At 67.2% G+C, this 26,213-nt stretch carries 31 protein-coding genes and 1 other RNA gene; 18 read left to right on the top strand and 14 right to left on the bottom strand.

Translation table 11 applies throughout. From position 1 onward, the window contains the following. Positions 1–132: 132 nt before the first annotated feature. From G3T14_RS08965 to ssrS, 3 genes are all read right to left on the bottom strand, one after another. Positions 133–954 (bottom strand): TIGR00282 family metallophosphoesterase, encoded by an 822-nt coding sequence (locus tag G3T14_RS08965; RefSeq protein ID WP_163641942.1) that lies wholly within the window; start codon positions 952–954, stop codon positions 133–135. A gap of 10 nt (positions 955–964) precedes the next feature. Further along, the gene (locus G3T14_RS08960; protein WP_163641941.1) at positions 965–1,558 is read right to left on the bottom strand and encodes a 5-formyltetrahydrofolate cyclo-ligase; all 594 of its coding nucleotides are present in this window, start codon (positions 1,556–1,558) and stop codon (positions 965–967) included. Then, a non-coding RNA gene (gene ssrS, locus G3T14_RS08955) (6S RNA) lies at positions 1,548–1,704 on the bottom strand. Before ssrS ends, G3T14_RS08960 begins: the two co-directional genes overlap by 11 nt. Positions 1,705–1,862: 158 nt before the next feature. Between ssrS and G3T14_RS08950 the strand changes: the two genes are divergently transcribed. Beyond that, the gene (locus G3T14_RS08950) at positions 1,863–2,093 is read left to right on the top strand and encodes a DUF4160 domain-containing protein (RefSeq protein WP_204262745.1); all 231 of its coding nucleotides are present in this window, start codon (positions 1,863–1,865) and stop codon (positions 2,091–2,093) included. Positions 2,094–2,097: 4 nt separating this feature from the next. Beyond that, a complete protein-coding gene (locus G3T14_RS08945; protein ID WP_163641940.1) occupies positions 2,098–2,538 on the top strand; it encodes a helix-turn-helix domain-containing protein in 441 nt (146 codons plus the stop codon). A gap of 7 nt (positions 2,539–2,545) precedes the next feature. On the opposite strand, the gene G3T14_RS08940 is transcribed toward G3T14_RS08945, so the two are convergent. Further along, the gene (locus G3T14_RS08940; RefSeq protein WP_163641939.1) at positions 2,546–2,905 is read right to left on the bottom strand and encodes a cell division protein ZapA; all 360 of its coding nucleotides are present in this window, start codon (positions 2,903–2,905) and stop codon (positions 2,546–2,548) included. Between the two features lie 28 nt (positions 2,906–2,933). Further along, complete coding sequence (locus tag G3T14_RS08935; RefSeq protein WP_163641938.1) at positions 2,934–3,215, bottom strand: DUF4164 domain-containing protein; 282 nt, start codon at positions 3,213–3,215, stop codon at positions 2,934–2,936. 395 nt (positions 3,216–3,610) lie between these two features. Here G3T14_RS08935 and gap point away from each other — a divergent pair, with 395 nt between their 5' ends. The 8 genes from gap (at position 3,611) to G3T14_RS08895 (ending at position 11,027) form a co-directional block, all read left to right on the top strand. Beyond that, complete coding sequence (gene gap, locus G3T14_RS08930; protein WP_163641937.1) at positions 3,611–4,618, top strand: type I glyceraldehyde-3-phosphate dehydrogenase; 1,008 nt, start codon at positions 3,611–3,613, stop codon at positions 4,616–4,618. A 116-nt stretch (positions 4,619–4,734) separates the two neighbouring features. Then, positions 4,735–5,190 carry a hypothetical protein gene (locus G3T14_RS08925; protein WP_163641936.1) on the top strand — a complete coding sequence of 152 codons (456 nt, stop codon included), beginning with the start codon at positions 4,735–4,737 and terminating at the stop codon, positions 5,188–5,190. A gap of 34 nt (positions 5,191–5,224) precedes the next feature. Next, positions 5,225–6,427, top strand: a complete 1,203-nt coding sequence (locus tag G3T14_RS08920) for a phosphoglycerate kinase (RefSeq protein ID WP_163641935.1) — start codon at positions 5,225–5,227, stop codon at positions 6,425–6,427. A gap of 219 nt (positions 6,428–6,646) precedes the next feature. After that, positions 6,647–7,720, top strand: a complete 1,074-nt coding sequence (gene fba, locus G3T14_RS08915; RefSeq protein ID WP_163641934.1) for a class II fructose-bisphosphate aldolase — start codon at positions 6,647–6,649, stop codon at positions 7,718–7,720. 29 nt (positions 7,721–7,749) lie between these two features. Next, positions 7,750–8,409: a thiamine phosphate synthase gene (locus G3T14_RS08910; RefSeq protein ID WP_163641933.1), complete on the top strand. Its 660-nt coding sequence runs from the start codon at positions 7,750–7,752 to the stop codon at positions 8,407–8,409. Beyond that, positions 8,406–9,458: a tetratricopeptide repeat protein gene (locus G3T14_RS08905; protein WP_348645242.1), complete on the top strand. Its 1,053-nt coding sequence runs from the start codon at positions 8,406–8,408 to the stop codon at positions 9,456–9,458. Before G3T14_RS08910 ends, G3T14_RS08905 begins: the two co-directional genes overlap by 4 nt. A 117-nt stretch (positions 9,459–9,575) precedes the next feature. Then, entirely contained in the window at positions 9,576–10,370 is a 795-nt protein-coding gene (locus G3T14_RS08900; RefSeq protein WP_163641932.1) for an inositol monophosphatase family protein, read from the top strand. A gap of 111 nt (positions 10,371–10,481) precedes the next feature. Further along, positions 10,482–11,027, top strand: a complete 546-nt coding sequence (locus G3T14_RS08895; RefSeq protein WP_056097169.1) for an adenine phosphoribosyltransferase — start codon at positions 10,482–10,484, stop codon at positions 11,025–11,027. Between the two features lie 44 nt (positions 11,028–11,071). Here G3T14_RS08895 and purQ read toward each other — a convergent pair whose 3' ends face one another. From purQ to G3T14_RS08865, 6 genes are all read right to left on the bottom strand, one after another. After that, positions 11,072–11,752 carry a phosphoribosylformylglycinamidine synthase subunit PurQ gene (gene purQ, locus G3T14_RS08890; protein ID WP_163641931.1) on the bottom strand — a complete coding sequence of 227 codons (681 nt, stop codon included), beginning with the start codon at positions 11,750–11,752 and terminating at the stop codon, positions 11,072–11,074. Then, on the bottom strand, positions 11,752–11,991 hold the full coding sequence (gene purS / locus G3T14_RS08885; protein WP_163641930.1) for a phosphoribosylformylglycinamidine synthase subunit PurS: 240 nt from the start codon (positions 11,989–11,991) through the stop codon (positions 11,752–11,754). Before purS ends, purQ begins: the two co-directional genes overlap by 1 nt. A 106-nt stretch (positions 11,992–12,097) precedes the next feature. Next, positions 12,098–12,697, bottom strand: a complete 600-nt coding sequence (locus tag G3T14_RS08880; protein ID WP_163641929.1) for a Pr6Pr family membrane protein — start codon at positions 12,695–12,697, stop codon at positions 12,098–12,100. A gap of 60 nt (positions 12,698–12,757) precedes the next feature. Next, positions 12,758–12,988 carry a hypothetical protein gene (locus G3T14_RS08875; protein ID WP_163642059.1) on the bottom strand — a complete coding sequence of 77 codons (231 nt, stop codon included), beginning with the start codon at positions 12,986–12,988 and terminating at the stop codon, positions 12,758–12,760. A 102-nt stretch (positions 12,989–13,090) separates the two neighbouring features. Then, positions 13,091–13,693 carry an ActR/PrrA/RegA family redox response regulator transcription factor gene (locus G3T14_RS08870; RefSeq protein ID WP_163641928.1) on the bottom strand — a complete coding sequence of 201 codons (603 nt, stop codon included), beginning with the start codon at positions 13,691–13,693 and terminating at the stop codon, positions 13,091–13,093. Between the two features lie 40 nt (positions 13,694–13,733). Beyond that, a complete protein-coding gene (locus G3T14_RS08865; RefSeq protein WP_163641927.1) occupies positions 13,734–15,119 on the bottom strand; it encodes an ActS/PrrB/RegB family redox-sensitive histidine kinase in 1,386 nt (461 codons plus the stop codon). A gap of 265 nt (positions 15,120–15,384) precedes the next feature. Here G3T14_RS08865 and phaZ point away from each other — a divergent pair, with 265 nt between their 5' ends. Next, positions 15,385–16,680: a polyhydroxyalkanoate depolymerase gene (gene phaZ / locus G3T14_RS08860; protein ID WP_163642056.1), complete on the top strand. Its 1,296-nt coding sequence runs from the start codon at positions 15,385–15,387 to the stop codon at positions 16,678–16,680. A gap of 104 nt (positions 16,681–16,784) precedes the next feature. Continuing rightward, entirely contained in the window at positions 16,785–17,519 is a 735-nt protein-coding gene (locus tag G3T14_RS08855; RefSeq protein WP_163641926.1) for a SprT family zinc-dependent metalloprotease, read from the top strand. A 9-nt stretch (positions 17,520–17,528) separates the two neighbouring features. Here G3T14_RS08855 and G3T14_RS08850 read toward each other — a convergent pair whose 3' ends face one another. After that, entirely contained in the window at positions 17,529–17,906 is a 378-nt protein-coding gene (locus G3T14_RS08850; RefSeq protein ID WP_163641925.1) for a hypothetical protein, read from the bottom strand. Between the two features lie 296 nt (positions 17,907–18,202). On the opposite strand from G3T14_RS08850, the gene G3T14_RS08845 reads away from it, so the two are divergent. The 4 genes from G3T14_RS08845 (at position 18,203) to G3T14_RS08830 (ending at position 23,102) form a co-directional block, all read left to right on the top strand. Beyond that, on the top strand, positions 18,203–18,667 hold the full coding sequence (locus G3T14_RS08845; protein WP_246733132.1) for an invasion associated locus B family protein: 465 nt from the start codon (positions 18,203–18,205) through the stop codon (positions 18,665–18,667). A 41-nt stretch (positions 18,668–18,708) separates the two neighbouring features. After that, entirely contained in the window at positions 18,709–19,335 is a 627-nt protein-coding gene (locus G3T14_RS08840) for a hypothetical protein (protein ID WP_163641924.1), read from the top strand. 79 nt (positions 19,336–19,414) lie between these two features. Further along, positions 19,415–21,430 (top strand): glycosyltransferase family 2 protein, encoded by a 2,016-nt coding sequence (locus G3T14_RS08835; protein ID WP_163641923.1) that lies wholly within the window; start codon positions 19,415–19,417, stop codon positions 21,428–21,430. A gap of 49 nt (positions 21,431–21,479) precedes the next feature. Then, positions 21,480–23,102: a glycosyltransferase gene (locus G3T14_RS08830; protein ID WP_246733127.1), complete on the top strand. Its 1,623-nt coding sequence runs from the start codon at positions 21,480–21,482 to the stop codon at positions 23,100–23,102. A 5-nt stretch (positions 23,103–23,107) separates the two neighbouring features. Here G3T14_RS08830 and purC read toward each other — a convergent pair whose 3' ends face one another. Beyond that, positions 23,108–23,902 (bottom strand): phosphoribosylaminoimidazolesuccinocarboxamide synthase, encoded by a 795-nt coding sequence (purC, locus tag G3T14_RS08825; RefSeq protein ID WP_055955211.1) that lies wholly within the window; start codon positions 23,900–23,902, stop codon positions 23,108–23,110. Between the two features lie 245 nt (positions 23,903–24,147). Then, positions 24,148–24,831 carry an endonuclease III gene (nth, locus tag G3T14_RS08820; RefSeq protein ID WP_163641921.1) on the bottom strand — a complete coding sequence of 228 codons (684 nt, stop codon included), beginning with the start codon at positions 24,829–24,831 and terminating at the stop codon, positions 24,148–24,150. Positions 24,832–24,902: 71 nt separating this feature from the next. Here nth and G3T14_RS08815 point away from each other — a divergent pair, with 71 nt between their 5' ends. Both G3T14_RS08815 and G3T14_RS08810 read left to right on the top strand, forming a co-directional pair. Next, positions 24,903–25,424, top strand: coding sequence for a DUF2244 domain-containing protein (locus tag G3T14_RS08815; protein WP_163641920.1), 522 nt, complete (start codon positions 24,903–24,905; stop codon positions 25,422–25,424). Positions 25,425–25,462: 38 nt separating this feature from the next. Then, entirely contained in the window at positions 25,463–25,930 is a 468-nt protein-coding gene (locus G3T14_RS08810) for a DUF3016 domain-containing protein (RefSeq protein WP_246733115.1), read from the top strand. The last annotated feature ends 283 nt before the right edge of the window (positions 25,931–26,213 follow it).

Below are 26,213 nucleotides of genomic sequence, written 5' to 3'. Positions count from 1 at the left end.
CGGGCACTCGTCACGCAGGATTTTTTGGGAGTCCCCACGCCAAGACGGGCGCCGGTGCGAACATGCGGGCACATTGGCCGCAGCCTCCCCGACGATCAAGCCGCCTCTGTGCTCATCCCCGATGGAATGGCCCTAATCCCAGTCGCGCGGCCACGTCTCTTCGAGGTGCGGCCCGAGACGCACGGCGGCCACGGACTTGGCGAGCCCCGTGCGGTCGTCGGTCTCCACCGCGATCCCGCACAGGGTGCCCTTGCCTTGCGCGGATTCGAGGCGCGCGCCGGGCGTCTTCTGAAGGAAGCGCCGCAGGGGCTCGTCCTTCTGCATCCCGAGGATCGAATCGTAATCGCCGCACATGCCGGCATCCGACAGGTAGGCGGTGCCGCCGGGCAGGATGCGATGATCGGCAGTGGGCGTGTGGGTGTGTGTGCCGACGACGAGGCTGGCGCGTCCGTCGAGAAAGTACCCGAACGCCTGTTTCTCGCTGGTCGCCTCCGCATGCACGTCGACGATGACGGCATCGGCAACTTCCCCGAGCGGGCACGCGGCAAGTTCGCGCTCGGCCGAAGCGAAGGGGTCGTCGAGGGCATCCATGTAGATGCGGCCCATGACGTTGAGGACCAGGACGCGCGCGCCCTTGGCGGTTTCCACCACCGTGGCGCCCCGACCCGGAGTGCCGGGCGGGTAGTTCGCCGGGCGCACGAGCCGCGATTGCCGGGCGATGAAGACCAGGGCCTCTCGCTGGTCGAACGAATGGTTGCCCAGCGTCACCGCGTCGGCACCGGCCTGGAGCAGCTCGTCGCAAATCGCTTCGGTCAGGCCGAAGCCCCCGGCGGCGTTCTCGCCGTTGATCACCACGCAGTCGAGGCGCCACCGCTCCCGGAGGGCAGGCAGGCGGTCCGTGATCACGTGGCGGCCGGGGCGGCCGACCACGTCGCCGAGGAAGAGGAGGCGCATCGCTGGGTCGTCAGGTCCGTTTCAGCGGGACCGGTCCCGCTTCGGTGATGAGGTGGTCGAGGGGCTGGTCGTGCGATTCGGCTGGGACATGCTCCACCCCCTGGACGGAGAAGGCTATGCCGATGGTGAGCACAGGCCCGTTGCGCGAAAGGCGTTCGATCGCCTGATCGTAGTAGCCACGTCCGTAGCCGATGCGGTGGCCGCGCTCGTCATAGGCGGCGAGCGGCACGATCAAGGCCGTGGGGTCGAGGGGTGGCAGGTCGTCGCGCGGTTCGCTGAGGCCGAATCGGCCCGACACCAGCGCTTCGCCGGCGCGCCATTCGCGGAAGACCAGACCGTCCGGCGTCACCTTCGGCAGCGCCACGCGCTGGCCGCGCGCGAACAGACGCTCGATCAAGGGACGAGGGTCGACCTCACTGCGGATCGGCCAGAACGCTCCGACGATCGCAGCCTGTGCGAGAGGGGCAATGCCCATCACCGTCTCGGCGATGGTGAGCGCGCCCGCATGGCGCGCCGGCGCTGCGAGGGCGTCGCGCCGGGCGAGTGCCGCATTGCGCAGGTCGGTCTTGAGGGCGGCGATCGGAGAGGTTGGGTGCGGAGCCACGTGAGCCGTTGGAGTTGCGATCCCGGGAACCTACAATGTAGGTGGGCGCCGTATTGGCCGAGTCCAGGGACAGGGCCAGGGACAGCTCCCTAGGGAGTCGATAAGGCCCCGGGGAAAAGTACTCCTGACGGACTCGGCAGCCCCGCTCGTCCTATGTAGCGTCGGCTCATCGTCCGCGCCAGGGGGGACGTTCGCTCCAGATCCGCGGGATTGCGCAATCGCATTGCGACGCCGGTATTCTCATTGACGAAATCGGCAATGGTTGCCTATCGTTTTCGGGCATTCCAGCAAAAAAGAGGGCGGGATGCCGACGCTTCAGCGCTTCCCGAACTGCAAGATCGCCATCTATGCCGATGACCACAACCCACCGCATTTCCACATCGAGGGGAGAGGCTGGCGCGCCTTGATCGCGATCGATGGCTTTGCGGTTCTCGCTGGGCGCATCGGCGAAGCCGGAGCGGCGATGGACTGGGCTCAGGACAAAGTGGAACGCCTTCACGCCGAATGGGATCGGCTCAACACCTTGCGAGGATGACGCGATGGAGCCGCAAAGTATCAAGGCCGTGCGTGCCGTCACTGGACGATCGGTCGTGATCACTTGGAAGAACGGAGCGGAGAGCCAAGTCGATCTGCGCGATCATCTTGCGCGCTTCGCGGTGTTCGCACCCCTCTCCGACGGAGCCGTACCGTTCGCGGGTGTGGTGGTCGGCGAATACGGATGGAGCATCCGCTGGTCCGACGACATGCCTGGGTCCGACGATAGGGAGGTCGCTGCCGATACGCTGTGGCGCTTGGCGCTCGACCAGGGTGCTGCGTGGCTCAAGGCATGGCGCAGTGCGCGCGGCCTCACTCAGGAGGCGGCCGCGACGGCGCTCGGACTCTCCAACCGCATGGTTCGGTACTATGAGGCTGGCCGGCATCTTCTGCCGAAGACGGTGCGGCTCGCCTGTCTCGGCTTCGATCTGGAACGCGCAGCGTAAACGCAGATCACCCCGCCGAAATCGCGTTGGCCAGCCGCTCGATTCGCTCGGCGCAACGGCCGAGGCTGGTGGCGATGCGCGCCTCCTCGGTGGCGCGCACGGAATCGGCCGAATCGACCTTTTCGCGAAGGGCGGCGGTCTCGCCTTCCAGGGTGGCGAGCCGGCGCTTGACCTCGTCGAGTTCGTCGGCCTGCATCAGGGCGGCCATGACCTGCAGGCGCATGTCGCCGATCTCGCCGAAGGATCGGCGAATCTCGCTGACGCGGGCGTCGAGGCCGTTGGCCAGGGCGGTCAGGTGAGCTTCCTCACCTTCGGCGCAGGCCATGCGGTAGCTCTTGCCGTCGATGGTGACGTTGATCTGGGGCATCGCGTCTCCGGTCGGGTGGTCGGCAGAGTTAGCGGGTCGCGCCGGACGGCGCCAAGACGCCTTCGACGGCTTCGATCGCACGGCCGAGACGCAGACCGACATCGTCGGCTGCCGCCTCGACCTCGACGAGGCGCGCGCTCGCCGCGTCGAGCTCGGCGGCAAGCCGTGCCCGGTCCTCGCCCATGATCGCGAGCTCGGTCTCGAGGTCGCTCGGATCGCGCTCGGCCTCGAACCGGTGCGCCACCGCACCTTCCAGGCGGGTCAGCACGGTCTCCAGACGATGCAGCGCATGGTCGACGGCCTCGGACACGGGAAACCTCCTTCGGATCGGCGAGCGCCGAGGTGAGCTTAGGGGGACGCTTCGCAGGTATGCGCAAAAATTTCGGCAGGGCGCGTCGATCGCGGGTGACGGACCCGCCCCATCGTTGCCATGCGACCTTTGCCAGCCATTGTCATCATGTTAGAGACCGGCCGGCCGCAGACCGGATGCAGTATCCCGTGACACGTTCAGGTTCTTCCCGCCCATCGTCCAGTCTACGGATGATCCCGGGTGTCCGGACGCCGGTCGCAATTCATCTGCCGTTCAATCTGGACTCGCACAGAGCGGGCGACGGAGCGAGGCTTGCCGTTCGGGCTCGCCGTTTCGATCTGAATGCTGGAGGGCGCGGCGAGGCCGGTGCCCGATTATCGTAAAGGATTCACGTCGTGTCGGTGAAGGTTGCCATCAACGGGTTCGGACGCATCGGCCGCAACGTGCTTCGCGCCATCCACGAGGCCGGCCGCAAGGACATCGAGGTCGTGGCGATCAATGATCTCGGCCCGGTCGAGACCAACGCCCATCTCCTGCGCTTCGATTCGATCCACGGCCGCTTCGGCGCCAAGGTGGAGGTCGACGGCGATTGCCTCGTCATCGACGGCAAGCGCGTCAAGGTCACCGCCGTGCGCAACCCCGCCGAGTTGCCGCACCGCGAACTCGGTGTCGACATCGCGCTCGAATGCACCGGTATCTTCACCTCGAAGGACAAGGCGAAGGCCCATCTCGAGGCCGGTGCCAAGCGCGTGATCGTGTCGGCGCCCGCCGATGGGGCCGACCTGACGGTGGTCTACGGCGTCAACCACGACAAGCTGACCGCCGATCACCTCGTAATCTCCAACGCCTCGTGCACCACCAACTGCCTCGTGCCGGTGGCCAAGGTGCTCAACGATCTGGTCGGGATCGAGCGTGGCTTCATGACCACGATCCACTCCTACACCAACGACCAGCCGTCGCTCGACCAGATGCACAAGGACCTCTATCGGGGCCGCGCCGCCGCTCTGTCGATGATCCCGACTTCCACCGGTGCGGCCAAGGCCGTCGGCCTCGTGCTGCCGGAGCTGAAGGGCAAGCTCGACGGCACCTCGATCCGCGTGCCGACCCCGAACGTCTCCGCAGTGGATCTGGTGTTCACCGCCAAGCGCGCGACTTCGGTCGAGGAGATCAACACCGCGATCCGGGCGGCCGCCGACGGCCCGCTCAAGGGCGTCCTCGCCTATACCGATCAGCCCAACGTCTCCATCGACTTCAACCACGATCCGCATTCGTCGACTTTCCATCTCGACCAGACCAAGGTCATGGACGGGACCTTCGTGCGCATCCTCGCCTGGTACGACAACGAGTGGGGCTTCTCGAACCGCATGGCCGACACGGCCGTGGCGATGGGCAAGTTCCTCTAGGGTATCCCCCGGGAAGTGAGTTTCACTTTCCGGAAAAACGGTGATGCAGAACGACGGAATGAGAGCCCCGGTCCGGATGGATCGCGTGCTTCCGACGACAATAGGGTGTGCCTGACATGACAGAGACTTCCTCCCCCGGACGCGACTTCATTCCAGGCACGCCGGATACCTTCGGTGCGACTGCGACGAGCACACCGCCAGCCGCGGTTCCGGTATTGGTCGGCAAGGCCGAGGCGATCGGTTCGGCTGCGTCCTCGGTGCCGGGCGGCGACCAGCTCGCCCGGATCGAGGACAAGTGCGCTCGGATCGAGGACAAGTACGCCCGCTCGGAAGCGCTGCTGTCGCGCGTCGAGGAGAAGATGGACGGAGCCGCCGCGCGCATGAACGAGGCCGCCCGCCAGAGCGATCTCGCCGCCTTGCGCAGCGAGGTCCGCGCGGTGGCTGACCGCACCCGCGGCCTGCCCGGCTCGGGTGCCCTGGTGCTGACAGCGGTGATCACCGCCGTGCTCACCGTGGCGCTCACCATTGCGGCCCAGCGCTTCCATCTCGACGCGCTGCTGCCGCCGCGCTGATCCTGTCCGATCCCACCCAAGATTCCAGGCCACGATGACCGCTTTCCGTACCCTCGACGATGCCGGCGCACTTGCCGGAAAGCGCGTACTCCTGCGCGTCGACCTCAATGTGCCGATGGAGACCGGTCGCGTCACCGATGCGACCCGCATCGCGCGCATCGTTCCGACCATCGCAGAGATCGCCGACAAGGGGGGCCGCGTCGTGCTGCTGGCGCATTTCGGCCGCCCCAAGGGAAAGCCGGTGGCGAGCGAGTCCCTCAAGCCGGTGGTCGCGACTTTGTCCGAGCATCTCGGCCGACCCGTGGCGTTCGCCGAGGATTGCGTCGGCCCCGCAGCGGCATCGGCGGTGGCGGCGCTCAAGGACGGCGACGTGCTGCTCCTCGAGAACACCCGCTTTCACGCTGGCGAGGAGAAGAACGATCCGGCCTTCACGGAGCAGCTCGCCGTCAACGGCGACCTCTACGTCAACGAAGCCTTCTCGGCCGCGCACCGAGCCCACGCTTCGACCGAGGGGCTCGCCCACGTGCTGCCGGCTTATGCCGGTCGGCTGATGCAGGCGGAACTCGATGCACTCACCAAGGGGCTGGAATCGCCAAAGCGTCCGGTCATCGCGCTGGTGGGCGGTGCCAAGGTGTCGTCGAAGATCGACCTTCTGGAGAACCTCGTCTCGAAGGTCGACATGCTGGTGATCGGTGGCGGCATGGCCAACACCTTCCTGCACGCACAGGGAAAAGCCGTCGGCAAGTCACTGTGTGAGAAGGATCTGGCCGATACTGCGTTGCGCATCGTCGCGGCAGCCAAGGCGGCGAATTGCCGGATCATTCTTCCCTCCGATGCGGTGGTGGCCTCGGAGTTCAAGGCGAACGCAGCCCACGAGACCGTCGCGGTCGACGCGGTGCCGGAGGGCGGCATGATCCTCGATGCCGGTCCGGCCTCGGTCACCGAGATCAATGCGGCGATCGACGAGGCCGCGACGCTGGTCTGGAACGGTCCGCTCGGCGCCTTCGAGCTTACCCCCTTCGATGCCGCGACGGTGGCGGCCGCCCAGCACGCGGCCGCGCGAACGATTGCCGGCAAGCTGGTATCCGTGGCCGGCGGCGGCGACACGGTCGCGGCCCTCAACCATGCCGGTGTCGGCGAGACTTTCTCCTATGTCTCGACGGCGGGCGGCGCCTTCCTCGAATGGCTGGAGGGCAAGGAATTGCCCGGCGTCGAGGCCTTGCGCGCCAAGGGCTGAGGCCTTTTCGGTGATTCCGCCTTCACCTGCGTTCTGAGACAGCGGTGCTGCGGCGTTTCAGGATGAAGTCAGGCTGGCGGAGGCTACGGATAAGGCGCTCCTCCCGGTTGCCACGGACCCTGTGAGGTCCGACAAGACGAACGAAATTCGAGGGATGGCGCCAACCGGCGCGAGAATCAGCGGACCGTCCCGGCGGCGGTCGATCGTGAGGAGAAACCCATGGCCCGCATCACCCTGAGGCAGCTCCTGGACCATGCCGCCGAGCACGAATACGGCGTGCCGGCGTTCAACATGAACAACATGGAGCAGGGGCTCGCCATCATGGCGGCGGCCGATGCGACCGATTCGCCGGTGATCCTGCAGGCGAGCAAGGGCGCGCGCGCCTACGCCAACGACATCGTGCTCGCCAAGCTCATCGACGGCCTCGTGGAGGTCTATCCTCACATCCCCGTCTGCATGCACCTCGACCACGGCAGCGACGAGGCCACCTGCGCCACCGCGATCCAATACGGCTTCACCTCGGTGATGATGGACGGATCGCTAAAGGCCGACGGCAAGACCCCGGCCGACTACGCCTACAATGTCGAGATCACCCGCAAGGTTACCGAGATGGCCCATTGGGCCGGCGTATCGGTAGAGGGCGAACTCGGCGTGCTCGGCTCTCTGGAAAGCGGTGAGGGTGAGGCCGAGGATGGTCACGGTGCGGAAGGCGTGCTCAGCCACGACCAGCTCCTCACCGATCCCGACGAGGCGGTGAAGTTCGTCCAGGCGACGAAGGTCGATGCCCTCGCGGTGGCGATGGGGACTAGCCATGGCGCCTACAAGTTCACCCGCCAGCCCGACGGCGACGTGCTCGCCATGAACGTCATCGAAGAGATCCACCGGCGCCTGCCCACGACGCATCTGGTGATGCACGGGTCGTCCTCCGTGCCCCAGGACCTGCAGGACATCATCAACCAGTACGGTGGCGAGATGAAGCCGACCTGGGGCGTGCCGGTGGAGGAGATCCAGCGCGGCATCAAGCACGGTGTGCGCAAGATCAACATCGACACCGACAACCGCATGGCGATGACCGGTCAGATCCGGAAGATACTGGCCGAGAACAAGGCCGAGTTCGACCCGCGCAAGTACCTGAAGCCCGCCATGGAGGCGATGACGAAGCTCTGCCGTCAGCGCTTCGAGGAGTTCGGCACGGCCGGTCAGGGCTCGAAGATCCGCCCGGTCTCCGTTGCCAGCATGGCCAAGCGCTACGCCGACGGCTCACTCAATCCGAAGATCGGCGCGGCGCGCTGAGGCGCGCCGATTTCGCCAGAAGGACCCGCATGTCCGAACCCCGCACCCGCCTCGCCCTGCTCACCCCACACCGGGTCGAGGCTGGTGACGCCGATCACATCGCCACTGCACTCGCCGCAGCCTGCGCGGCGGGCGATGTCGCCGCCGTCGTTTTGCGGCTGGCACCGGCCGACGAGCGCAGCCTGGTCAATCTCGTCAAGCGCCTGGCGCCTACCGTGCAGGCGACGGGGGCGGCACTCGTCGTGTCCTGCACCGGGTTTCCCGGCGACATCGTCAGCGTATCGGCGCGCGGCGGCGCCGATGGCGTCCATCTCGACAAAGCCAAGGATGGGGTTTTGCGGGAGTTGCGCGGACGCCTCGAAGACGGCCGCATCCTCGGGGCCGGCGGTCACGAGCAGAAGCACGCGGCGATGGAGGCCGGTGAGGCCGGCGTCGATTACGTGATGTTCGGCGGCCTCTATGCCGACGGTATCGCCCCCGATGCGGAGACGGTGCTGGAACGCGCCGGCTGGTGGACCGAGATATTCGAGACGCCGTGCATCGCGGTGGCGCACGAGGCCGGGCAGGTCGCGGCCATCGTCGCCCTCGGCGTCGAGTTCCTCGGGCTCGAGAGCGCACTCTGGATGGGCGAAGGGGCCGACGTCGCGGCGATCCAGGCGGTCATCGCTGCCGCGGAGACCGCTTCGTGAAGGGTGCGGGTCGTCTGGCCGTAATCGGGCTCGCCTTGTCGGTTTCGTCGGCCGTGCTCGCCGCACCGACGGAGCCGGCCAAGCCCGTCGATGCCCAGAAGCCTCTGGAAATTCAGAAGCCCGTGACGAAGGAAGTCTTTACGGCACCGCTGAAGGATCTGCCGACTCCCTACACCCCCGGCGTGATGGGGGCCCGGCCGGCCACGGCGACGAAGAACCCCGACGTCGCCTTCGGCGCTTACCAGCGTGGCCAGTATACGATGGCCTTCCGGGAGGCGACGAAACGGATCGGTGCCGATTCCAAGGACGCGGCGGCGATGACGCTGCTCGGTGAGCTCTACAACCAGGGCCTCGGCATCAAGCAGGATCCGGTGAAGGCGGCCGAATGGTATCGCCTCGCCGCGGCACAGGGCGACATTCACGCGATGGCGTCGCTCGGGCTGATGTCCATCGACGGACGCGGCGGCCCTAAGGATATGAAGGCCGGTCGGCGTTGGCTCGAACAGGCCTCCGAGAAGGGCGACGCCACGGCGTCCTACAACCTCGCCCTGATCCTGCTGGGGATCGGCAAGGAGGACGATCAGGCCCGCGCGGCGATCCTGTTCCGCAAGGCGGCGGATGGTGAGATCGGTGCGGCCCAGCATGATCTCGGCGTGCTCTACCTCCAGGGCCGCGGCGTGCCCAAAGACCCGACCCAGGCCGCCGAATGGTTTCGCAAGGCCGCCGATAACGGCGATCTCGCCGGCGAGGTCGAGTTCGCCATCCTGTTGTTCAACGGCACCGGCGTACCGAAGGACGAGGCCCGCGCCGCCCGCTATTTCCTGCACGCGGCCTCGCGCGGCAACGCCATCGCGCAGAACCGCGTCTCGCGTCTCTATGCGGTCGGGCGCGGGCTTCAGAAGAACCCTGTCGAGGCGGCGGCCTGGAATCTCGCGGCTGCCGCGCAGGGATTATCGGACGCGTGGCTCGATCAGACGCTCACCGGATTGACCGCCGATGAGCGCACCCGGGCCGAGCGCCTGGCGGCCGAACGCGCCAACGTGAAGTAGACGGCCGAAAGGCAGACCCGCATCCGCATGGGGTGAGCGCGGCGCCAAACGTGCTATGGCGCCTCCCAGACGCTCCTCGCAGCGACGTTCTTTGAATCGACCCGGACCCGAAAACCGATGATCAGCTCACCTCTCATGACCGTGATGGTCGATGCTGTCCGCAAGGCCGCCCGCGGGCTCAAGCGCGACTATGGCGAGATCGAGAATCTTCAGGTGTCCCGCAAAGGGCCGGGCAACTTCGTCTCCGCCGCCGACCGCAAGGCCGAGGAAGTTCTGCGCGAAGCCCTGATGAAGGCGCGCCCCGGCTACGGGATGATCCTGGAAGAATCCGGCATCATCGAGGGCCAGGACAAGAGCCACACCTGGCACGTCGATCCTCTCGACGGCACCACCAACTTCCTGCACGGCATCCCGCATTTCGCGATTTCGGTTGGCCTGGAGCGCGAAGGCCAGATCGTTGCCGGCGTGATCTACGATCCGGCCAAGGACGAACTCTTCGTGGCCGAGCGCGGCAAGGGTGCGTATCTCAACAACCGCCGCCTGCGCGTTTCCGGCCGGATCGACATGGCCGACGCCCTCGTCGCCTACGGCTCGCCCTATCTCGGCCGCGGCGACCACCCGAAGCTTTTGCGCGAGGTCGCCGCCGTGATGGCGGTGAGCGGCGGGGCACGCCGCTTCGGCTCGGCGGCGCTCGATCTCGCCTATGTCGCCTGCGGCCGCTCGGACCTGTATTGGGAGCGCGATCTGCAGACCTGGGACATCGCCGCTGGAATCATCCTGGTGCGCGAGGCCGGCGGTTTCGTCACCAGTGCCGATGGTGGGGCCGAGCCTCTCGCCGCTCGCTCGGTGGCCGCCGGTAACGAGTCCCTGCACGGCGACCTCATCAAGCTCCTGCGCCGAGCCAACGTCTAAAGGAAATGCCGGCTTCTTGGCCGGCATGTCTCCCAAGAAACTCAACTGGCCTATCCCACCGGATATGCTGACCCGCCCCGACCGTCACAGAACCCGACGAAGGCCGCTTGCATGGATTCCCGTCGCCACATCGCGCTGAAGGACTCGATCCGTTCGATTCCGGACTACCCGAAGCCGGGGATCGTCTTTCGCGATATCACCACCCTGCTGAGCGATCCGCGCGCGTTCCGCCGGGCGGTGGACGCCCTGGTGCATCCGTTCGCGGGCGGCCGGATCGATCAGGTCGCCGGCATCGAAGCGCGCGGCTTCATCCTGGGCGGCGCTGTGGCGCATCAGCTCTCTTCGGGCTTCGTGCCGATCCGCAAGAAGGGCAAGCTGCCGCACAAGACGGTCTCGATCGCCTATGCGCTCGAATACGGCACCGACGAGATGGAAATCCACGTGGACGCCATCAAACCGGGTGACCGGGTTCTGCTGGTGGACGACCTCATCGCCACCGGCGGCACTGCCTGCGCGGCGGTGAACCTGCTGCGCCAGATCGGCGCCGAGGTGGTGGCGGCCTGCTTCGTCATCGACCTGCCGGAGATCGGGGGCGCACAAAAGCTGCGCGAACTCGACGTGCCGGTGCGGACGCTGATGGAATTCGACGGCCACTGAGGCCGCTTTTCCCTCTCCCGCAAAGGGGAGAGGGCTTCTACTCCTTACGCTGCCAGGCTGGCGAACAGCCCGCGGCCATCGGTGCCGCCCACGAGACCTTCCACGAAATTCTCCGGGTGGGGCATCAGCCCAAGTACGTTGAGCTTTTCGGAATAGATCCCCGCGATGGAGTTCAGCGAGCCGTTGCGGTTGGCGTCGACCGTCAGGGCGCCCGAGGCGTCGCAGTAACGGAACGCCACACGGCCATCGCCTTCGAGCCGCGCGATGGTGTCGGGATCGGCGAAGTAATTGCCCTCGCCATGTGCCACGCAGACGTCGATGACCTGATCCTTGGCATAAGCCGTTGTGAAGCGCGTGTCGGCGCGCTCGACGCGCAACAATTGGCGATGGCAGATGAAGCGGCGATCGACGTTGCGCATCAGCACGCCGGGAAGCAGGCCCGATTCGCACAGGATCTGGAAGCCGTTGCAGATCCCGAGCACGAGGCCGCCGCGCGCCGCATGGGCCCGCACCGCGTCCATGGCCGCAGCCCGGCCGGCAATGGCGCCGCAGCGCAGGTAGTCGCCGTAGGAGAACCCACCGGGCAGCACGGCGAGATCGGTCCCCGCCGGCAATTCGGTGTCGGCATGCCAGACCTTGACCACCTCGGCCCCGGCCTGTCTGAGCGCCCGGGCGACGTCCGCGTCGCGGTTGGAGCCCGGGAAGACGACGATGGCGGCGCGCATCAGGCGATCTCGATCGCGTAGTTCTCGACCACGGTGTTGGCGAGCAACTTCTCGCACGCCGCCTTGAGCGTGCCTTCGGCGGCCGCGCGGTCGTCGCCCGCGATCTCCACGTCGAAGACCTTGCCCTGGCGGACCCCGTCGACGCCGGACAGACCGAACGAGGTCAGGGCCGCTTCGATCGCCTTGCCCTGTGGGTCCAGCACGCCGGTCTTCAGGGTGACGATGATGCGTGCTTTCATGGGTTCGGACTCGGGTGCGCGTGGCAGGGCGCTTTGGCGATAATCGGGAAATGTCGCCCTGGCAACGGACGCGGACGCCCGTATGCCCTGCGCCCTGGCCGCTCTCCTACGATCGAGAGGACTGACCGCCGAGGTGTCGATCGATCCGCACGCAGGCATGGCCGGTCGCCACGAAGCCCAGCGCTATGGCGCCGACGTTGAGGAGCACCGGCCCCCAGCCGAGGGCGGGGACGTCGATGAACGGATAAGCGTAACGCCCCTCGGCGGCGCCCCGGATCAACGCATACCCGAGATAGGTCACCGGATAGAGCGCCCAGAGCAACGGGTCGATGGGTCTGAGCCCACCCTTGGGCGTGAAGGCGAACCAGAAGAGCGGCACCAGCACCGGCGTCACCCAATGCAGGAGGACGTCGGCAACGGCATCGCCACCGCTCAGCGTCTGCAGACCTTGGAGGAGCGTGGCATAGACGATGCCGACGAGCAGGATCGCGAGCGTGATTCCAGCGATGAGCCGCGGCTTCATCCTGAGCCCGGCCGCGATCCCGCTGAAAAGGATGGCAACGAGGAAATTCGTGAGAACCGTGAAGTAGCGACCCATCTCCCAGATCGCGCTCGGCAGCGATCCGATCCGATTGACGATGGCGACCAACTGAATAACGAGGCCGATCCCAGCCACGAGAGCGATCGCTACAGCGGCCATGCGCATGCGCGTCGTTCCTTCACACGAAAGCTCTCGCTCGCTCGGCTCCCAGGACGCCTGACGGCCTCAGCGGCGAGCCGTAGCGTGCACGGGCTCGATGCTGATGGCCCGGCGCCAGAGCTGAACCATGATCCACACGGCGAACAGACTGAATACCGCCATCAGCACGTGCCCCACCGTATCGCCGAGATCGAAAAGGCCGGCCAAAGCCCATCCGGCCGCGATGGCAACGGCGAAGACTTCCGTGCCGACCAGCACCATCATGCTGACGATCGTGATGAGGTTGCGCGTGTTCACAAGCGTGACGTCCCGATTGGCTCGTCGCAGCGACGTGGCTGCGATCGGAGGAGCGAAGTAGCGCGATCCGGCTCCGCCGCGCAACTTCGCCCCGTTCGCGGTCTAGCGCGGTGCGCGTTTGGCCAGGATACGCTGCAGGGTACGACGATGCATGTTGAGGCGCCGCGCCGTCTCCGAGACATTGCGGCTGCACAGCTCGTAGACCCGCTGGATGTGCTCCCAGCGCACGCGGTCCGCCGACATTGGGTTCTCCGGCGGATCGGCGCGCTCGCCGGGCTGCGCCATCAGGGTACCGTGGATCTCATCGGCATCGGCTGGCTTGGCGAGGTAATCGAACGCACCGAGCTTCACCGCCGTCACGGCCGTGGCAATGTTGCCGTATCCGGTGAGGATGACGCCGCGTGCTTCGGGACGACGCTCCTTGAGCCGCGCGATCACGTCGAGACCGTTGCCGTCAGCCAGACGCATGTCGATGACCGCGAATGCGGGAGCACGGACATCCACCATGGATACGCCTTCGGCGACGCTCTCGGCGACCTGCACCTCGTAGCCGCGCATTTCCATCGCCCGAGCCAGCCGGGTCGAGAACGGCTTGTCGTCATCGACGATCAACAGGCTGCGGTCGGAAAAAGCCGCGAGGGGATCGTTCTCCGAAAGCTGCATGATCTCGGCGCCAGGCGCCGTCGTAGCGGTCTGCGTCAACATTGGACGCTCCTCCAGAATGCCAGGTGATGTTTTCTGAAAGCTATATAGGCGCCGGTCCGGATTCCGTCAGGGGTTGTCCACTACTCAATTGCGCATAAGGTCGAGTTGCGGCGTCTCGCTCGAAGATGTGGCGGGCCCAGCTCACCCGGACCACCGCTCCGCTGTTGGCGGGGTGCGAGACGTTGGAGAGCGTCAGCTGCGCGCCCGACCGCTCGATGAGGGTCTTGGCGATGAACAGGCCGAGTCCGAGGCCCGCGCCGGTATCGTCACCACCGCGTGAGCGATCGGGGCTCCGCGTTGTCACATAGGGTTCGCCGGCGCGGAGCAGCACCTCGCTCGAGAAGCCCGGCCCGTCGTCCCGCATTTCGAGCCACACCCGGTCGAGGGTCCAGCGCGCTTCGATCACCACACGGGTGGCGGCGAAATCAACGGCGTTGTCGACGATGTTGGCAAGTCCGAACAGCACGCCGGGATTGCGCCGGCAAGCCGGCTCCGGTCCTTCTCCGCGATTCGACACGTCGAGGATGGTCCCCATGGCGCGCTGAGGCGCCACGAGTTCTTCGACGAGGTGACTGAGGCTGACGGTCTGGAGGAAGCCGGCCTCGTCACCATCGAGGGAGGTGAGCTTGGAGAGGATGCCGCGGCAGCGGTCGACCTGATCGCGCAGCAGCGCGAGGTCGTCGCGCACTGCGGGCGACGCGGTGGGGGCGAGCTGGCGCGTGAGTTCCTTCGTCACCACCATGATCGTCCCGAGCGGCGTGCCGAGTTCGTGGGCCGCAGCCGCAGCGAGGCCGTCGAGCTGGGAGAGGTGTTGTTCGCGTGCAAGCACCAGTTCGGTGGCGGCGAGCGCCTGGGCGAGCTGGCGCGTCTCCTCGGCGACCTTCCAGGCGTAGACGCCGGTGAACGCCGTCCCGAGCAGAATCGCGGTCCAGACGCCCGAGATGTAGAGAAACGGCAGTTCCAGCCGTCCGTCGGAGAACCACGGCAGCGGCCGGTGGATCAGCGCCAGCAGCGTCGCGAGTCCCACCGCCAGTAGCCCGAGCGCCAGGGTCCGCTCCGGGGGCAGGGCGGTGGCCGAGATCAGCACGGGGGCGAGGAACAGCAGGGAGAATGGGTTCTGCAGACCTCCGGTCAGGAACAGCAGGGCGGCGAGCTGGACGATGTCGAAGGCAAGAAGCAAAGCGGCCGAGTCATCGCTGAGCCGATAGCTCGCCGGAAATCGTATCCGCAGCGCGAGGTTCAGCCACGAGGACGCGGCGATGACGAGGAAGCACCAGCCGAACGGCAGCGGTAGACCGAGCCCGAACTGAGCGCCGACCACGGCCGCGCTTTGCCCGGTGATCGCCAGCCATCGTAGGCGTACGAAAGTGTCGAGGCGCAGGTGCCGCGCGTTCCGGACGAAGCCGTTGGTGCTCATGTCGATCATGCTTGAGCAACGATAGGGCCGGCGGCGGCGGCGTCCATCCCCGGCGGATGTTTGTCCAGGCGGTTCGGGCCGCCATGCGCTGTTACGGAACCGTTGGTTTGTCTTCGAATGGATGCACTTTCTTGAGGCAGGCCGGGTCCACCTTGCTTGAAAAAGCCCTAGGTTCTCAGAAGTCGCGGCCGAATGGCCCGGCGTGGTGCCGATGACTATTGCCCGCTTGGCCGGGTGGTGAGATCGCGGCGCTGCCATGGGGGGCCGTCGCGTCATGCACCTGTCCTATTACTGGTACGAGGCTGCCCGGATCATGACGGCGCCGGCGCGTGTAGTGGCCGACATGGCCAAGCACAGCCTGCAGAACCCTGCAAATCCCCTCGCATATGCGCCCTATGCCCGTTCCTTGGCCGCCGCCTGCGAGATGTTCGAGCGCGCTACCCGGCGCTATGCGAAGCCCGCTTTCGGCTTCACCGGTACGATAGTGGACGGGGCGACCGTCCCGGTGAGCGAGCGCGTGGTGTGGGACCGGCCGTTCTGCCGCGTGATCACCTTCGACCGGGGCTTCGTGCGCGGGCCGGCGGAGGTCCAACCCAAGCTTCTCATCGTGGCGCCGATGTCCGGCCATTACGCGACGCTCCTGCGCGGCACCGTCGAGGCGATGCTGCCGAGCCATCAGGTCTTCATCACTGATTGGGCGGATGCCCGCATGGTGCCGCTCGGTGCCGGCCGTTTCGATCTCGACACCTACATCGACTACCTCATCGACATCTTTCGCGAACTCGGGCCCGACCTTCATGTGATGGCGGTGTGCCAGCCTGCGGTCCCTGTGCTCGCCGCCATCGCCGTGATGGAGGCCCAAGGTTATTCGCCGGTGCCGGTCTCGATGACGCTGATGGGCGGCCCCATCGACACCCGCCGCTCACCCACCGCCGTGAACTGCCTGGCGCAGGAGCGCGGCACGGCGTGGTTCGAGCGCCATTGCATCTCTACGGTGCCCGCCGGCTATCCGGGGGCGTGGCGCAGCGTCTATCCGGGCTTCTTCCAGCTGTCGGGCTTCATGGCGATGAATCTCGACCGGCACGTGGACGCGCATTCCGACATGTTCGACCACCTCGTGAAGGGCGACGGCGATTCGGCCGAGAAGCACCGCGACTTCTACGACGAATACCTCGCGGTGATGGATCTCACCGCCGAGTTCTATCTCCAGACCGTCAAGACGGTGTTCGTCGACCATGCGCTGCCGATGGGGACGATGGTCCATCGCGGGGCACGCATCGATCTCGGAGCGATCCGGACCTGTGCGATCCTCGCGGTGGAGGGCGAGAACGACGATATCTCCGGCGTCGGGCAGACATTGGCCGCCCTCGAACTGACGCCCAACCTGCCGGTCGAGCGCAAGGCCTACCACCTTCAGACGGGGGTCGGGCATTACGGCGTGTTCAACGGCTCGCGCTACCGCACGATCATCGCGCCGCGCATCGCCGCCTTCATCCGGGAGATTCAGGGCCTGCGCGAGACGCAGGCTTTCTCGGCGATCGCGCACAAGCCGGAGGCGCCGGTGAATTGAGGATCGGTCGGCGGTAAAGCCCGGCGAGAGGTTCGGCGCCGAGAAGCGAGGAGGACGTTATGTGGGCGATGGCGGTCGGTGATCTGCACGGCTAAGCTACGCTCATGAGAGTCGCTCTGCTGCGCGGGCCGGACCCCGATCACCTCGACATTCCGCACGCAGGCGAAACCTTTCGTATCGCGTTGCGCCGTCGCCCCACGGCGCGGAGGCTGACCCTGCGGGTCTCGAGCGCCACCGGCGAAGTGGTGATGACGCTGCCCGCTCGGACCTCGCTCGCCGTCGCCCAGAAATTCGCGGTGGGCCACGGGGGATGGATCGCGGCGCGGCTCGCGCGGGTGCCCGAGCGGGTGCCGTTCACGCCAGGCGCGATTCTACCATTGCGCGGCCTCGGCCATCGCATCGTCCACCGCGGCGAGACCGGCGGTCTCACCCGGATCGAGCTGGTGGAGGGCGAGGCAGCGATTTCGGTGGCGTGCGCCGAACCGCATCTGGCGCGCAGGGTCGGCGACTTCCTCGAACGCGAGGCGCGGCGCGATCTGACGGAGGCGGTTCGCGCCTACACGGAGAAGCTCGGGCAGGGACCCAAGCGCATCACCGTGCGCGACACCCGCAGCCGCTGGGGCTCATGCACCGCGCGGGGTGAATTGAACTTCTCGTGGCGGCTTATCCTCGCGCCGCCGCTCGTGCTCGACTACCTGGTGGCCCACGAGATGGCGCATCTGCGCGAGATGAACCACTCGCCGCGGTTCTGGACCCTCGTCGGCAGCCTGTGCCCCCATGTCGAGGAGGCCGAACGCTGGCTCAATCGCAATGGCGCAAGCCTGCACCGTTTCGGGTGATTGCCAGCATCAGCCGCGGGCGCGCAGCACCGTCTGGCGCGTCACGGTCTCGGCGGGCCAGGTCGGACGCGGATCGGCCTCGCCGGGCATCAAAGTCCGCGGCGCGACGCTGTCACAGATCTCGCGCTGACGCAGGATCACCGGCTGCCCGAATTCGTCGCGCCGACGGATGATGCCGCCTTCGCGGCAACCGCCGGCGATCTCCGCCGCGCTGCCATGGCGACGTCCGCCGGGGGTACGGGCGATGGGCCGGTGTTCGACGACGAGCGGGCCGTCCCGATTCAGGGAGTGTTCGACATAGGTGGTCTCACCAACCGGAAGCGGCTCGGCGAGGGCCGGAAGACCGCCGGCGAGGGTGAGCAGAACGAGAGGGGCGCACAGTCGCATGGGATCGGTCCATTCGCGGGCAAGCGGGCTTTGTCATAAACAAGCGTGGCTTCGTCAGTAGAGGCTGTACGCGCCACGGGAAAGTCGGTTCCCGGCCCCAAAGCCTCGCTTGACATACAATGGCCCAGCATGGTCGGAACACCCGTGTTTTCGGTTAACGGTCCGCGGGGCGGCGGGCACGCTGTGAAGGGCACGATGTGAAGGGACTGCGCGTGGGGTTTTCCGGATTGCTGCATTGCGCACGCCGCGTTTTGGCCCGTGGCGGCCTGCGCGCGGCCCTGCCGCTCGTTGCGCTCCTGATCGCTGCCGTTGTCCCCGGGGCAGCCCAGGCGCAGGGCATGGTCCGTAACACCTTCGGTGATTGGCAGCTGCGCTGCGAGACGCCGGCCGGTGCCAAGGCCGAGCAATGTGCGCTGGTTCAGTACCTCGCCGCCGAGGACCGCCCGAACCTGACGCTCGTCGTCATCGTCCTGAAGACCGCCGACAATCGCGGCTACCTGCTGCGGGTGGTGGCGCCGCTCGGCGTGCTGCTGCCCTCCGGCCTCGGCCTCAAGATCGACAAGACCGATGTGGGCCGCGCCGGGTTCGTCCGCTGCCTCACCACCGGTTGCGTCGCCGAGGTCGTGATGGACGAAGGCTTGATCAAGCAGTTCAGCGCGGGCGCCCAGGCGACCTTCATCGTGTTCCAGACCCCGGAGGAGGGCGTCGGCATCCCGCTCTCGATGAAGGGGTTCGGCCAGGGCTTCGAGAGCCTGAAGTAGCGGCGCCGTCAGAGTGAGCCGGGGGAGACCGAGGTTTGACCATGCGTGAGCGTGCGAAGCGGGTGATGGGCGTCGCCCTGGTCGTCGTCCTCGCCGCGAGCGGGGCGAGGGCCGAGGACGGCAATTTCTTCACCAACATGCTGAAATACGGCGGTCCCACCGTGCCGCCATCCCAGCCGGCCGATCTCGAGCCGCCGTATTGCCCCACCGTCGCGGTGCCGGAGGGCGGCGCGTCCATCCAGACCGGCGCCGGCACGTCCCTGCGCTACCAGATCGCCCTCGGACGCCTCGCCCGGGAATGCGTCCGGCTCCAGGATGGCACGATCAGCGTCAAGGTCGGGGTCGAAGGGCACGTTCTGCTCGGCCCCGCCGGTACGCCGGGTCGCTTCGAGGCACCGGTGACGATCACGCTGAAGTACGGCGGCAAGGTCTTGACCACGCGCACCCGCCGGATCCCCACGATGGTTCCGGCAGGTCAGGCACAGGGGCTGTTCTCGCTCATCGAGGACAATCTCATCGTACCGCCTGCGATGGTGGGCGATTACGACATCGAGGTCCGGGTCGGCGGTGCCGCCGCCGCGCCCCGAGCTCCGAGAAAAACCCGCAAGGCACCAGCCGCCGCGGCGACCTCCGAGGCCCCGAGCACCAACCCGGCACCGGGCGAGTGACACACCGTCCAGGTTCCGCCGTCACGAGGGTCCGGCCCTGAGCGGAACGGAGACGTCCCCGGAATCCGGTCTCGGTGGTGTGTGGCCCGGCCGCCCGGCGGCCTTCGCCCTGGCGGCCACCGACGACCCGCTTTTTACGCAGCGGTTGTCGATTGCCGGCAACCCGCGCGGATGCTGGATCGTCCTGCGTTATCGCGGACACGCGGTGCCACGTCCGCTCAGGCCGCTGGTTCGGCTGGTCCGCACCGATGGCCGGAGTGAGGAATTCGTCCTGCCCGGACCGGTGCTCGGAGCCGCCTTCTGGCTCGGCTACCTCCCGGCCGACCTCGCCGAAATCTGTCTGGCGACAGACCCACGCAGCGGGTTCGTGCTGGAACGGGTGGGCCTGCGCGGCCACGCCGACGTGTTCGCCGAGTGCCTTTGGAAGCGCCCCCTCCGTCTGGTGCCGGCGCTCTACACCTCTCTCCGGCGCGACGAGCGACGATTTCGCGATATCTTGCGCGGCGCCTGCGGCGTCACACCGATGCATCGCTACGCGCGGTGGACCCTCGACCGGATGCGGACGGAGACAGACCCGGCAACCGATTGGCCGGTCGCGCTGATCCTGCCGGCCCGCCGCGCCGACATGCTTCTGGTCATGGAGACGGTCCGCAGTCTCGAAGCCCAGTCCCATAGCGCCTGGACGCTGGCCATCGCTTGGGACCAGCACGGCGCGGACCTCACCCCCGCCGATTCCCGCGTGACCCAAGTCGCCTGGTCGGAAACCGCAACCCTTCGGGATCGGGCGCCGGACGCCACGGCGGTCGGTATGATGCTGCCGGGCGAGCGCCTTACCGTTGATGCGCTCTCGCTCCTCGTCGGAGCACTTGCCGGGCCGGACGCACCGGAGATGGTCTATGGCGACGAAGTCGTCATCGCCGCGTCACCGCTCCCGCGCTTCAAGCCGGATTGGAGCCCGGACCTCGCCCTGGTCACCGCCTACCAGGGCGCACCGACACTCCATGCCGGCGCTCTGCTCTCGCATTTGGCCGCGCTGCCGCTCGGCAGGCTCGAGGGCTGCCGGACCCGCTTCGCTCTGGCTGCCGCCACGACAGTGCAGTCGGCCCGCGTCGCCCATGTGCCGCGCGTCCTCGCTCTGGTCCCGCCGCCACCCGCGGACGCAGCGATCGACCATGCCGATGCGCTCGGCAGGCACTGCGTCGCGACCGGCTCCCTGGCCCGCGTCCGGACCGAGATCGCCGGATTCGATCTGCTCTGGCCGCTGCCGCAGCCGGCGCCCCTTGTCAGCGTGGTGATCCCGTCGCGCAACCGCCTCGATCTGATCCGGCAATCGAGCGACGGCGTCCTCAACGGCACCGCCTATCCGGCGATCGAACTCGTCATCGTCGACAACGGCTCCACCGACGCCGACGTGCTCCAATATTACGGCACCCTGCGCCGCGACCCGCGCGTCCGCATCCTGTCCTGGCCGGCGCCGTTCGACTTTTCTGCCATGACCAATGCCGGCGTCGCGGCGGCGACGGGCCGGGTCGTGGTGCTCCTCAACAACGATATCGCGATCCTGCACGAAGATTGGCTCGAGGCCCTGGTGCGGCAGGCGTGCCGGCCGGAGGTCGGCGCGGTGGGCGCCAAGCTGCTCTATGCCGACGGAACCCTGCAACATGCCGGCGTCGTCGTCGGCCTCGGCGGCCGCGCCGGCCATATCCTGCGTCGCCGTCCAGCCGAATCGCCGGGCCATCTCGGGCAGATGCGCGTGGCCCACGAGGTCTCCGCCGTCACCGCCGCCTGTCTCGCCGTGGAGAAGCACAAGTTCGACGCGGTCGGGGGGCTCGATGCGCAGGCCTTTCCCATCGACTTCAACGACGTCGACTTCTGCCTCCGGCTGAACGCGGCCGGCTACAAGACCCTGTGGACCCCGCGCGCCGTGGTCGCGCATCGCGAATCCACCAGCCGCGGCCCATCGGTGGGGCCGGCCCGCCTGCGGTTCGAGCGGGAGGCCGACCGCTTCGTCGCGCGCTGGCGCGACACCATCCGGCACGACCCGTTCTACCATCCGGCCCTGTCGCTCACGACCTTCGGCGAAGACCTTGAATAGACGCGCGCCGGATGCCGATCACGGTCTCGACGCCTTGCGGTTCGCGTTCCTGCCAAGGCCGAGTCTGGGGGCGCGCCTCGGCGCAGTCCTCGCCGCGCTCGTCCAACATCCCACCGAGGCATCGGCAATCCTGCGCGCTCGCCTGGCGGGAAAGCGGGTGCGAGCAAGGCAGGCGGCGGCCGCCTTGCTCGGCCTCGATCACCACACGCTCTGGCAACGCCCGTCCGCCGATGCCGCGGCACCGCAGGGTTCGTCGTCCACGGCGGTCGTCTCCGCACCCTTCTCTTCGGGCGAAATCTCCGAAAACGCCGAGATCGTCATCCTCACCGCACCGGGCCATGCGTTGGTGGCCGGGGCGGCCAAGCGGGTGACCGAAGCCTTCGCCACCCGGCCCGATCTTCAGGCGATCTACGGGGATGCGCTTTTCCTGTGTGAGAGCGGTTCGGCGATGCCGCTGCTGCGGCCGGTCTTCGACCCGGATTACCTCATGGCGGTGGATTACGTCGGCCCCGTCGTGGCGGTGCGGCGCGCCGGCCTCGCGGCATTGGGCGGAGTCGCGCGCCTCTCCGTCGACGCCCCCGCCTTCGACCTGCTGTTCCGCATCGCCGAGCATTTCGGTCGCTCGGCGATCGGGCATCTGCCGCGGATACTCTCCACATGGCGGCCGGGACCGGCAGGGGAGGGGGCTTCCGACAGGCGCGCGGGACGCCTCGCCATCGTCCGCCGGCACCTTGCTGATACGGGGCAGGATTCCACGCGGGCGGAGAGCGATGCGGCCGGGATCATCACCCTCATCCGCCCGTGCCCCGAGCCGGCGCCCTTGGTCAGCCTCATCGTTCCGACCCGCGATCGGCTCGACCTCCTGAGGCCCTGCATCGAGAGCCTCATCCACCGCACCGACTGGCCTTCCCGCGAAATCCTGATCTGCGACAACGACAGTTGCGAGCCGGAAACCGCCGCGTATTTTCGCGAGCTCGCAGCGAGCGGCACCGCGCGGATCGTCGCCTGCCCCGGCCCCTTCGATTTCGCCGCCATGAACAATGCCGCGGCGCGTGTCGCCCGGGGCCGGCTCCTCGCCTTCGTCAACAACGACGTGGAAGCGACCGAACCGGATTGGCTCGCCCGTATGGTCCGCGAGGCGCTGCGCCCGGATGTCGGCGCGGTCGGCGCGAAACTCCGCGACCGGGAAGGGCGCATCCAGCATGGCGGCGTAGTGCTCGGGCCCGGCGGCCTCGTCACCCACGCCCACCGCTTCTTTGCCGGCGATGCGCCTGGCTATCTCGCGGGCTTGTCATCCACCCGCGCGGTCTCGGCGGTGACGGCGGCCTGCCTCGTGGTGGAGGCGGACAAATTCTGGAGTGTCGGCGGTTTCGACGCGGCGGCCTTCGCCGTCGACTTCAACGACGTCGACCTGTGCCTGCGCCTGAACGCGGCCGGGTATCGCACGCTCTTCGTCGGCGGCGCCATGCTCAACCATTACGAGGCCGCGAGCCGACGCTGGAATCCGGACTCACGGGCACGGCACCGGCGCGAGGTCGAGGCCTTCAAAACACGATGGGGGCCGCTGCTGGCGCAGGACCCCCATTATCATCCAGGGTTCGACCCCGATCTCGGTACCTATGCGCGGGTGCGGCCCGGCTGGCCGAAAGCCGGCCCGGTCGCACCGCGCTGAGGGTCCTACTGGACGAGACGCGGGCCGCCGGTCTGCACCTTTTCGTTCTCGGACATGATGCCGAGGCGCTTGGCGACTTCGGTATAGGCCTCGATCAGGCCACCGAGATCCTTGCGGAACCGGTCCTTGTCGAGCTTGTCCGAGGACTTGATGTCCCACAGGCGGCACGAATCGGGGGAGATCTCGTCGGCGACGACGATGCGCATCATGTCGCCTTCCCACAGGCGGCCGGTCTCGATCTTGAAGTCGACGAGGCGGATGCCGACGCCGAGGAAGAGCCCCGACAGGAAGTCGTTGACGCGGATGGCCAGCGCCATGATGTCGTCGATCTCCTGCGGCGTGGCCCAGCCGAAGGCGGTGATGTGCTCTTCCGAGACCATCGGGTCGTTGAGCGCATCGTTCTTGTAATAGAACTCGATGATCGAACGCGGCAGCTGCGTCCCTTCCTCAAGACCGAGGCGGGTGGCGAGGGAGCCGGCGGCGACGTTGCGGACCACTACTTCGAGCGGGATGATCTCGACTTCGCGGATCAGCTGCTCGCGCATGTTGAGCCGGCGGATGAAGTGCGTCGGCACGCCGATGTCGTTGAGGTGCTGGAAGACGAACTCGGAGATTCGGTTGTTCAGCACGCCCTTGCCGTCGATGACGTCATGCTTCTGCGCGTTGAAGGCGGTGGCATCATCCTTGAAATGCTGGATGAGCGTACCCGGCTCCGGACCCTCGTAGAGGACCTTCGCCTTGCCCTCGTAGATGCGACGGCGGCGGTTCATAGGCGTGTACCGTGGTTTGAGGAAGTCCATGGGCCGTGACTCCTTCGGACTGAACGATGCGGAATCCGCGGCGTGGTGGCCTCCTGGGAGACCGGGCCGCGAAAACACGTCGTTTGTCGAAAGCTCCTGCGACCGTGTCGCAAACTACCCGAAGCGGGCTTGCAGCACAACGCGCTCACGGGATGGCACCCATCCGCCGGCCGTGATGGGCGCGGGCGCAAATCCGACAACACGCGGAATGGCTTCGCGCCCAGGCTTCGACCCGACCTTCCGCGTCAAATCGCGGTGGTTTTGGCGGGATAGCAGCACAGGTCGGACAGGAGGCAGCGCGGACAGTCGGGCTTGCGCGCCTTGCAGACGTAGCGGCCGAACAGGATCAGCCAGTGATGCGCGTCGAGCCGATAGGGCGCGGGGACGATCGCCTCGAGTCCAGCCTGGACCTTGTCGGTGGTCGGCGCCACTACCAGGGGGATGCGATTGGCGACGCGAAAGATGTGCGTGTCGACGGCGATGGTTTCCTCGCCGAAGGCGACGTTGAGGACGACGCTCGCGGTCTTGCTGCCGACCCCCGGCAGGACCTCCAGATGCTCGCGTACGTGCGGGACCGTGCCGCCATGCCGGTCCACCAGGATCTGAGAGAGCGCGATGACGTTTTTCGCCTTGGTGTTGAACAGCCCGATGGTGCGGATGAACCCGCGCACCCGCTCCTCCCCGAGCGCCAGCATCTTCTCCGGCGTATCGGCGATGGCGAAGAGCGGGGCGGTGGCGAGGTTGACGCTCTTGTCTGTCGCCTGTGCCGACAGCACCACGGCGACCAGCAGGGTATAGGGATTCTGGAACTCCAGTTCCGCCCGCGGCTCCGGGTTGGCGGCGCGAAGCCGCGAAAAGATCTCCGCGACGGTCTCGGCGCCGACGGGGGAGGGGACCGTTTCCACCCGTGCGACGATCGGTTCGGCCATTCGGCCGGTAATTGTCGATTTCCGGGACGGTTTCGGCTGTCGGGTGCGCATGACCGCGTTATATTGCGGGAATGGCGAGCGGCAACATCCATGCCCATCCGGACGGGCTCGATCCGGACACGATCGATCGACCGGTTTTCCAGGCGACGATTCGACCGCACCAATCTTTGAGCCAGGACGGTTTCAAGATGGTGATGATCGGCTGCGGCCTGGTCTCCGTCGTCACCTCCGTCGCCTGCGTGCGCGCCGGCTTCTGGCCGGTGGCCGGGTTCTTCGGCCTCGACATGATCGGGCTCTACGTGGCGCTGAAGGTCAGCTTCCGGCGTGGGCGTTCGTTCGAGGAGGTGATGATCTCGCCGATCGAAGTGATGCTGGCGCGCGTCACCCATCGCGGCGAGCGCCGGGAATGGCGCTTCAACCCGCTCTGGACCAAGCTCACCAAGGTCGAGGACGACGAATACGGGATGCAGACCCTCACCCTGGTGTCGCGCCGCGAATACGTCGTGGTGGCGCGCGATGCCTCGCCGCCCGAGCGTGAGGTCATCGCGCAGGGGCTGACCCGGGCGCTCGCCCAGGTGAAGAAGGGGTTCTGACGATGCGCCGGGGCCGGCCGATCCTTGCCCTCGTGCTGATGGTCTGGGCCGAGGCCGCCGTCGCGCAGGTCACCGTTCGCTTCGTCGCGCCGGAGCGCTATACGGACGCCGGGAACCGGTTCGGATCCGGCTTGCCGCTGCAGGGGACCCTCGGGGAAATCCGCCGCATCTTCGAGGAGCTCGGACGGCGAGGCTTGCCGCCGGGCCGCGCCCTCGCCGTGGAAATCCTCGACATCGATCTCGCCGGTGCCGAGCGGCCCGGCGCCAACATCCCCTTCGGCGTGCGCGTGGTCAGCGACGTCACTCCGCCGCGGTTTCGCTTGCGCTATGTCCTCACCGAAGGGCGCCGCAAGATTGACGCGGCCGAAGAGGTCGTGACCGACATCAACTTCCTGATGCGCGCGACGCGCCTGTCCAACGGCGCGTTCGACTATGAGCGCGACCTGCTGCGCGATTGGTTTCGAACGCGCATCGTCGACGCTCGCCCGCCGGCCGGTGGGTTCTGATCGGAAGCGGGCCCAGTCCTGAGAGGCTGTCTACGGCCATTTCTGAGAGCCTGGAGCGGCCCGTCGTGAAACGTTCGTAAAAAATGCGAACCGCTGTCATTTGGCGATTGACGGGTGCTCTGGGTGCCTCTAGAAGCCTGTTCATCGGCGGCGGCGAGCGGGACCTTCGGGTTTCGGGGTTGGCGCCGGTTTCACATTCGGGGATTTAGCGTTGGCTGATCCGGCTTTTGGCTGGGTGGGTCGGCGTTTGTGTCACTTGGGTGTGTTTGTGTCGGCCTTTGGT

The sequence above is a fragment of the Methylobacterium sp. BTF04 genome (assembly GCF_010692745.1).
Classification (GTDB): domain Bacteria; phylum Pseudomonadota; class Alphaproteobacteria; order Rhizobiales; family Beijerinckiaceae; genus Methylobacterium.
The sequence above is the reverse complement of the archived record's forward strand: the minus strand, read 5'-3'. Positions and strand labels throughout refer to the sequence as shown.

Coding starts and splice junctions, on each gene's coding strand:
- G3T14_RS08965 (WP_163641942.1), bottom strand. CDS start 954: ATGCGCCTCCTCTTCCTCGGCGACGTGGTCGGCCGCCCCGGCCGCCAC.
- G3T14_RS08950 (WP_204262745.1), top strand. CDS start 1,863: ATGCCGACGCTTCAGCGCTTCCCGAACTGCAAGATCGCCATCTATGCC.
- G3T14_RS08945 (WP_163641940.1), top strand. CDS start 2,098: ATGGAGCCGCAAAGTATCAAGGCCGTGCGTGCCGTCACTGGACGATCG.
- G3T14_RS08940 (WP_163641939.1), bottom strand. CDS start 2,905: ATGCCCCAGATCAACGTCACCATCGACGGCAAGAGCTACCGCATGGCC.
- G3T14_RS08925 (WP_163641936.1), top strand. CDS start 4,735: ATGACAGAGACTTCCTCCCCCGGACGCGACTTCATTCCAGGCACGCCG.
- G3T14_RS08920 (WP_163641935.1), top strand. CDS start 5,225: ATGACCGCTTTCCGTACCCTCGACGATGCCGGCGCACTTGCCGGAAAG.
- fba (WP_163641934.1), top strand. CDS start 6,647: ATGGCCCGCATCACCCTGAGGCAGCTCCTGGACCATGCCGCCGAGCAC.
- G3T14_RS08910 (WP_163641933.1), top strand. CDS start 7,750: ATGTCCGAACCCCGCACCCGCCTCGCCCTGCTCACCCCACACCGGGTC.
- G3T14_RS08900 (WP_163641932.1), top strand. CDS start 9,576: ATGATCAGCTCACCTCTCATGACCGTGATGGTCGATGCTGTCCGCAAG.
- G3T14_RS08895 (WP_056097169.1), top strand. CDS start 10,482: ATGGATTCCCGTCGCCACATCGCGCTGAAGGACTCGATCCGTTCGATT.
- purQ (WP_163641931.1), bottom strand. CDS start 11,752: ATGCGCGCCGCCATCGTCGTCTTCCCGGGCTCCAACCGCGACGCGGAC.
- purS (WP_163641930.1), bottom strand. CDS start 11,991: ATGAAAGCACGCATCATCGTCACCCTGAAGACCGGCGTGCTGGACCCA.
- G3T14_RS08880 (WP_163641929.1), bottom strand. CDS start 12,697: ATGCGCATGGCCGCTGTAGCGATCGCTCTCGTGGCTGGGATCGGCCTC.
- G3T14_RS08870 (WP_163641928.1), bottom strand. CDS start 13,693: ATGTTGACGCAGACCGCTACGACGGCGCCTGGCGCCGAGATCATGCAG.
- G3T14_RS08865 (WP_163641927.1), bottom strand. CDS start 15,119: ATGATCGACATGAGCACCAACGGCTTCGTCCGGAACGCGCGGCACCTG.
- phaZ (WP_163642056.1), top strand. CDS start 15,385: ATGCACCTGTCCTATTACTGGTACGAGGCTGCCCGGATCATGACGGCG.
- G3T14_RS08855 (WP_163641926.1), top strand. CDS start 16,785: ATGAGAGTCGCTCTGCTGCGCGGGCCGGACCCCGATCACCTCGACATT.
- G3T14_RS08850 (WP_163641925.1), bottom strand. CDS start 17,906: ATGCGACTGTGCGCCCCTCTCGTTCTGCTCACCCTCGCCGGCGGTCTT.
- G3T14_RS08840 (WP_163641924.1), top strand. CDS start 18,709: ATGCGTGAGCGTGCGAAGCGGGTGATGGGCGTCGCCCTGGTCGTCGTC.
- purC (WP_055955211.1), bottom strand. CDS start 23,902: ATGGACTTCCTCAAACCACGGTACACGCCTATGAACCGCCGCCGTCGC.
- nth (WP_163641921.1), bottom strand. CDS start 24,831: ATGGCCGAACCGATCGTCGCACGGGTGGAAACGGTCCCCTCCCCCGTC.
- G3T14_RS08815 (WP_163641920.1), top strand. CDS start 24,903: ATGGCGAGCGGCAACATCCATGCCCATCCGGACGGGCTCGATCCGGAC.
- G3T14_RS08810 (WP_246733115.1), top strand. CDS start 25,463: ATGGTCTGGGCCGAGGCCGCCGTCGCGCAGGTCACCGTTCGCTTCGTC.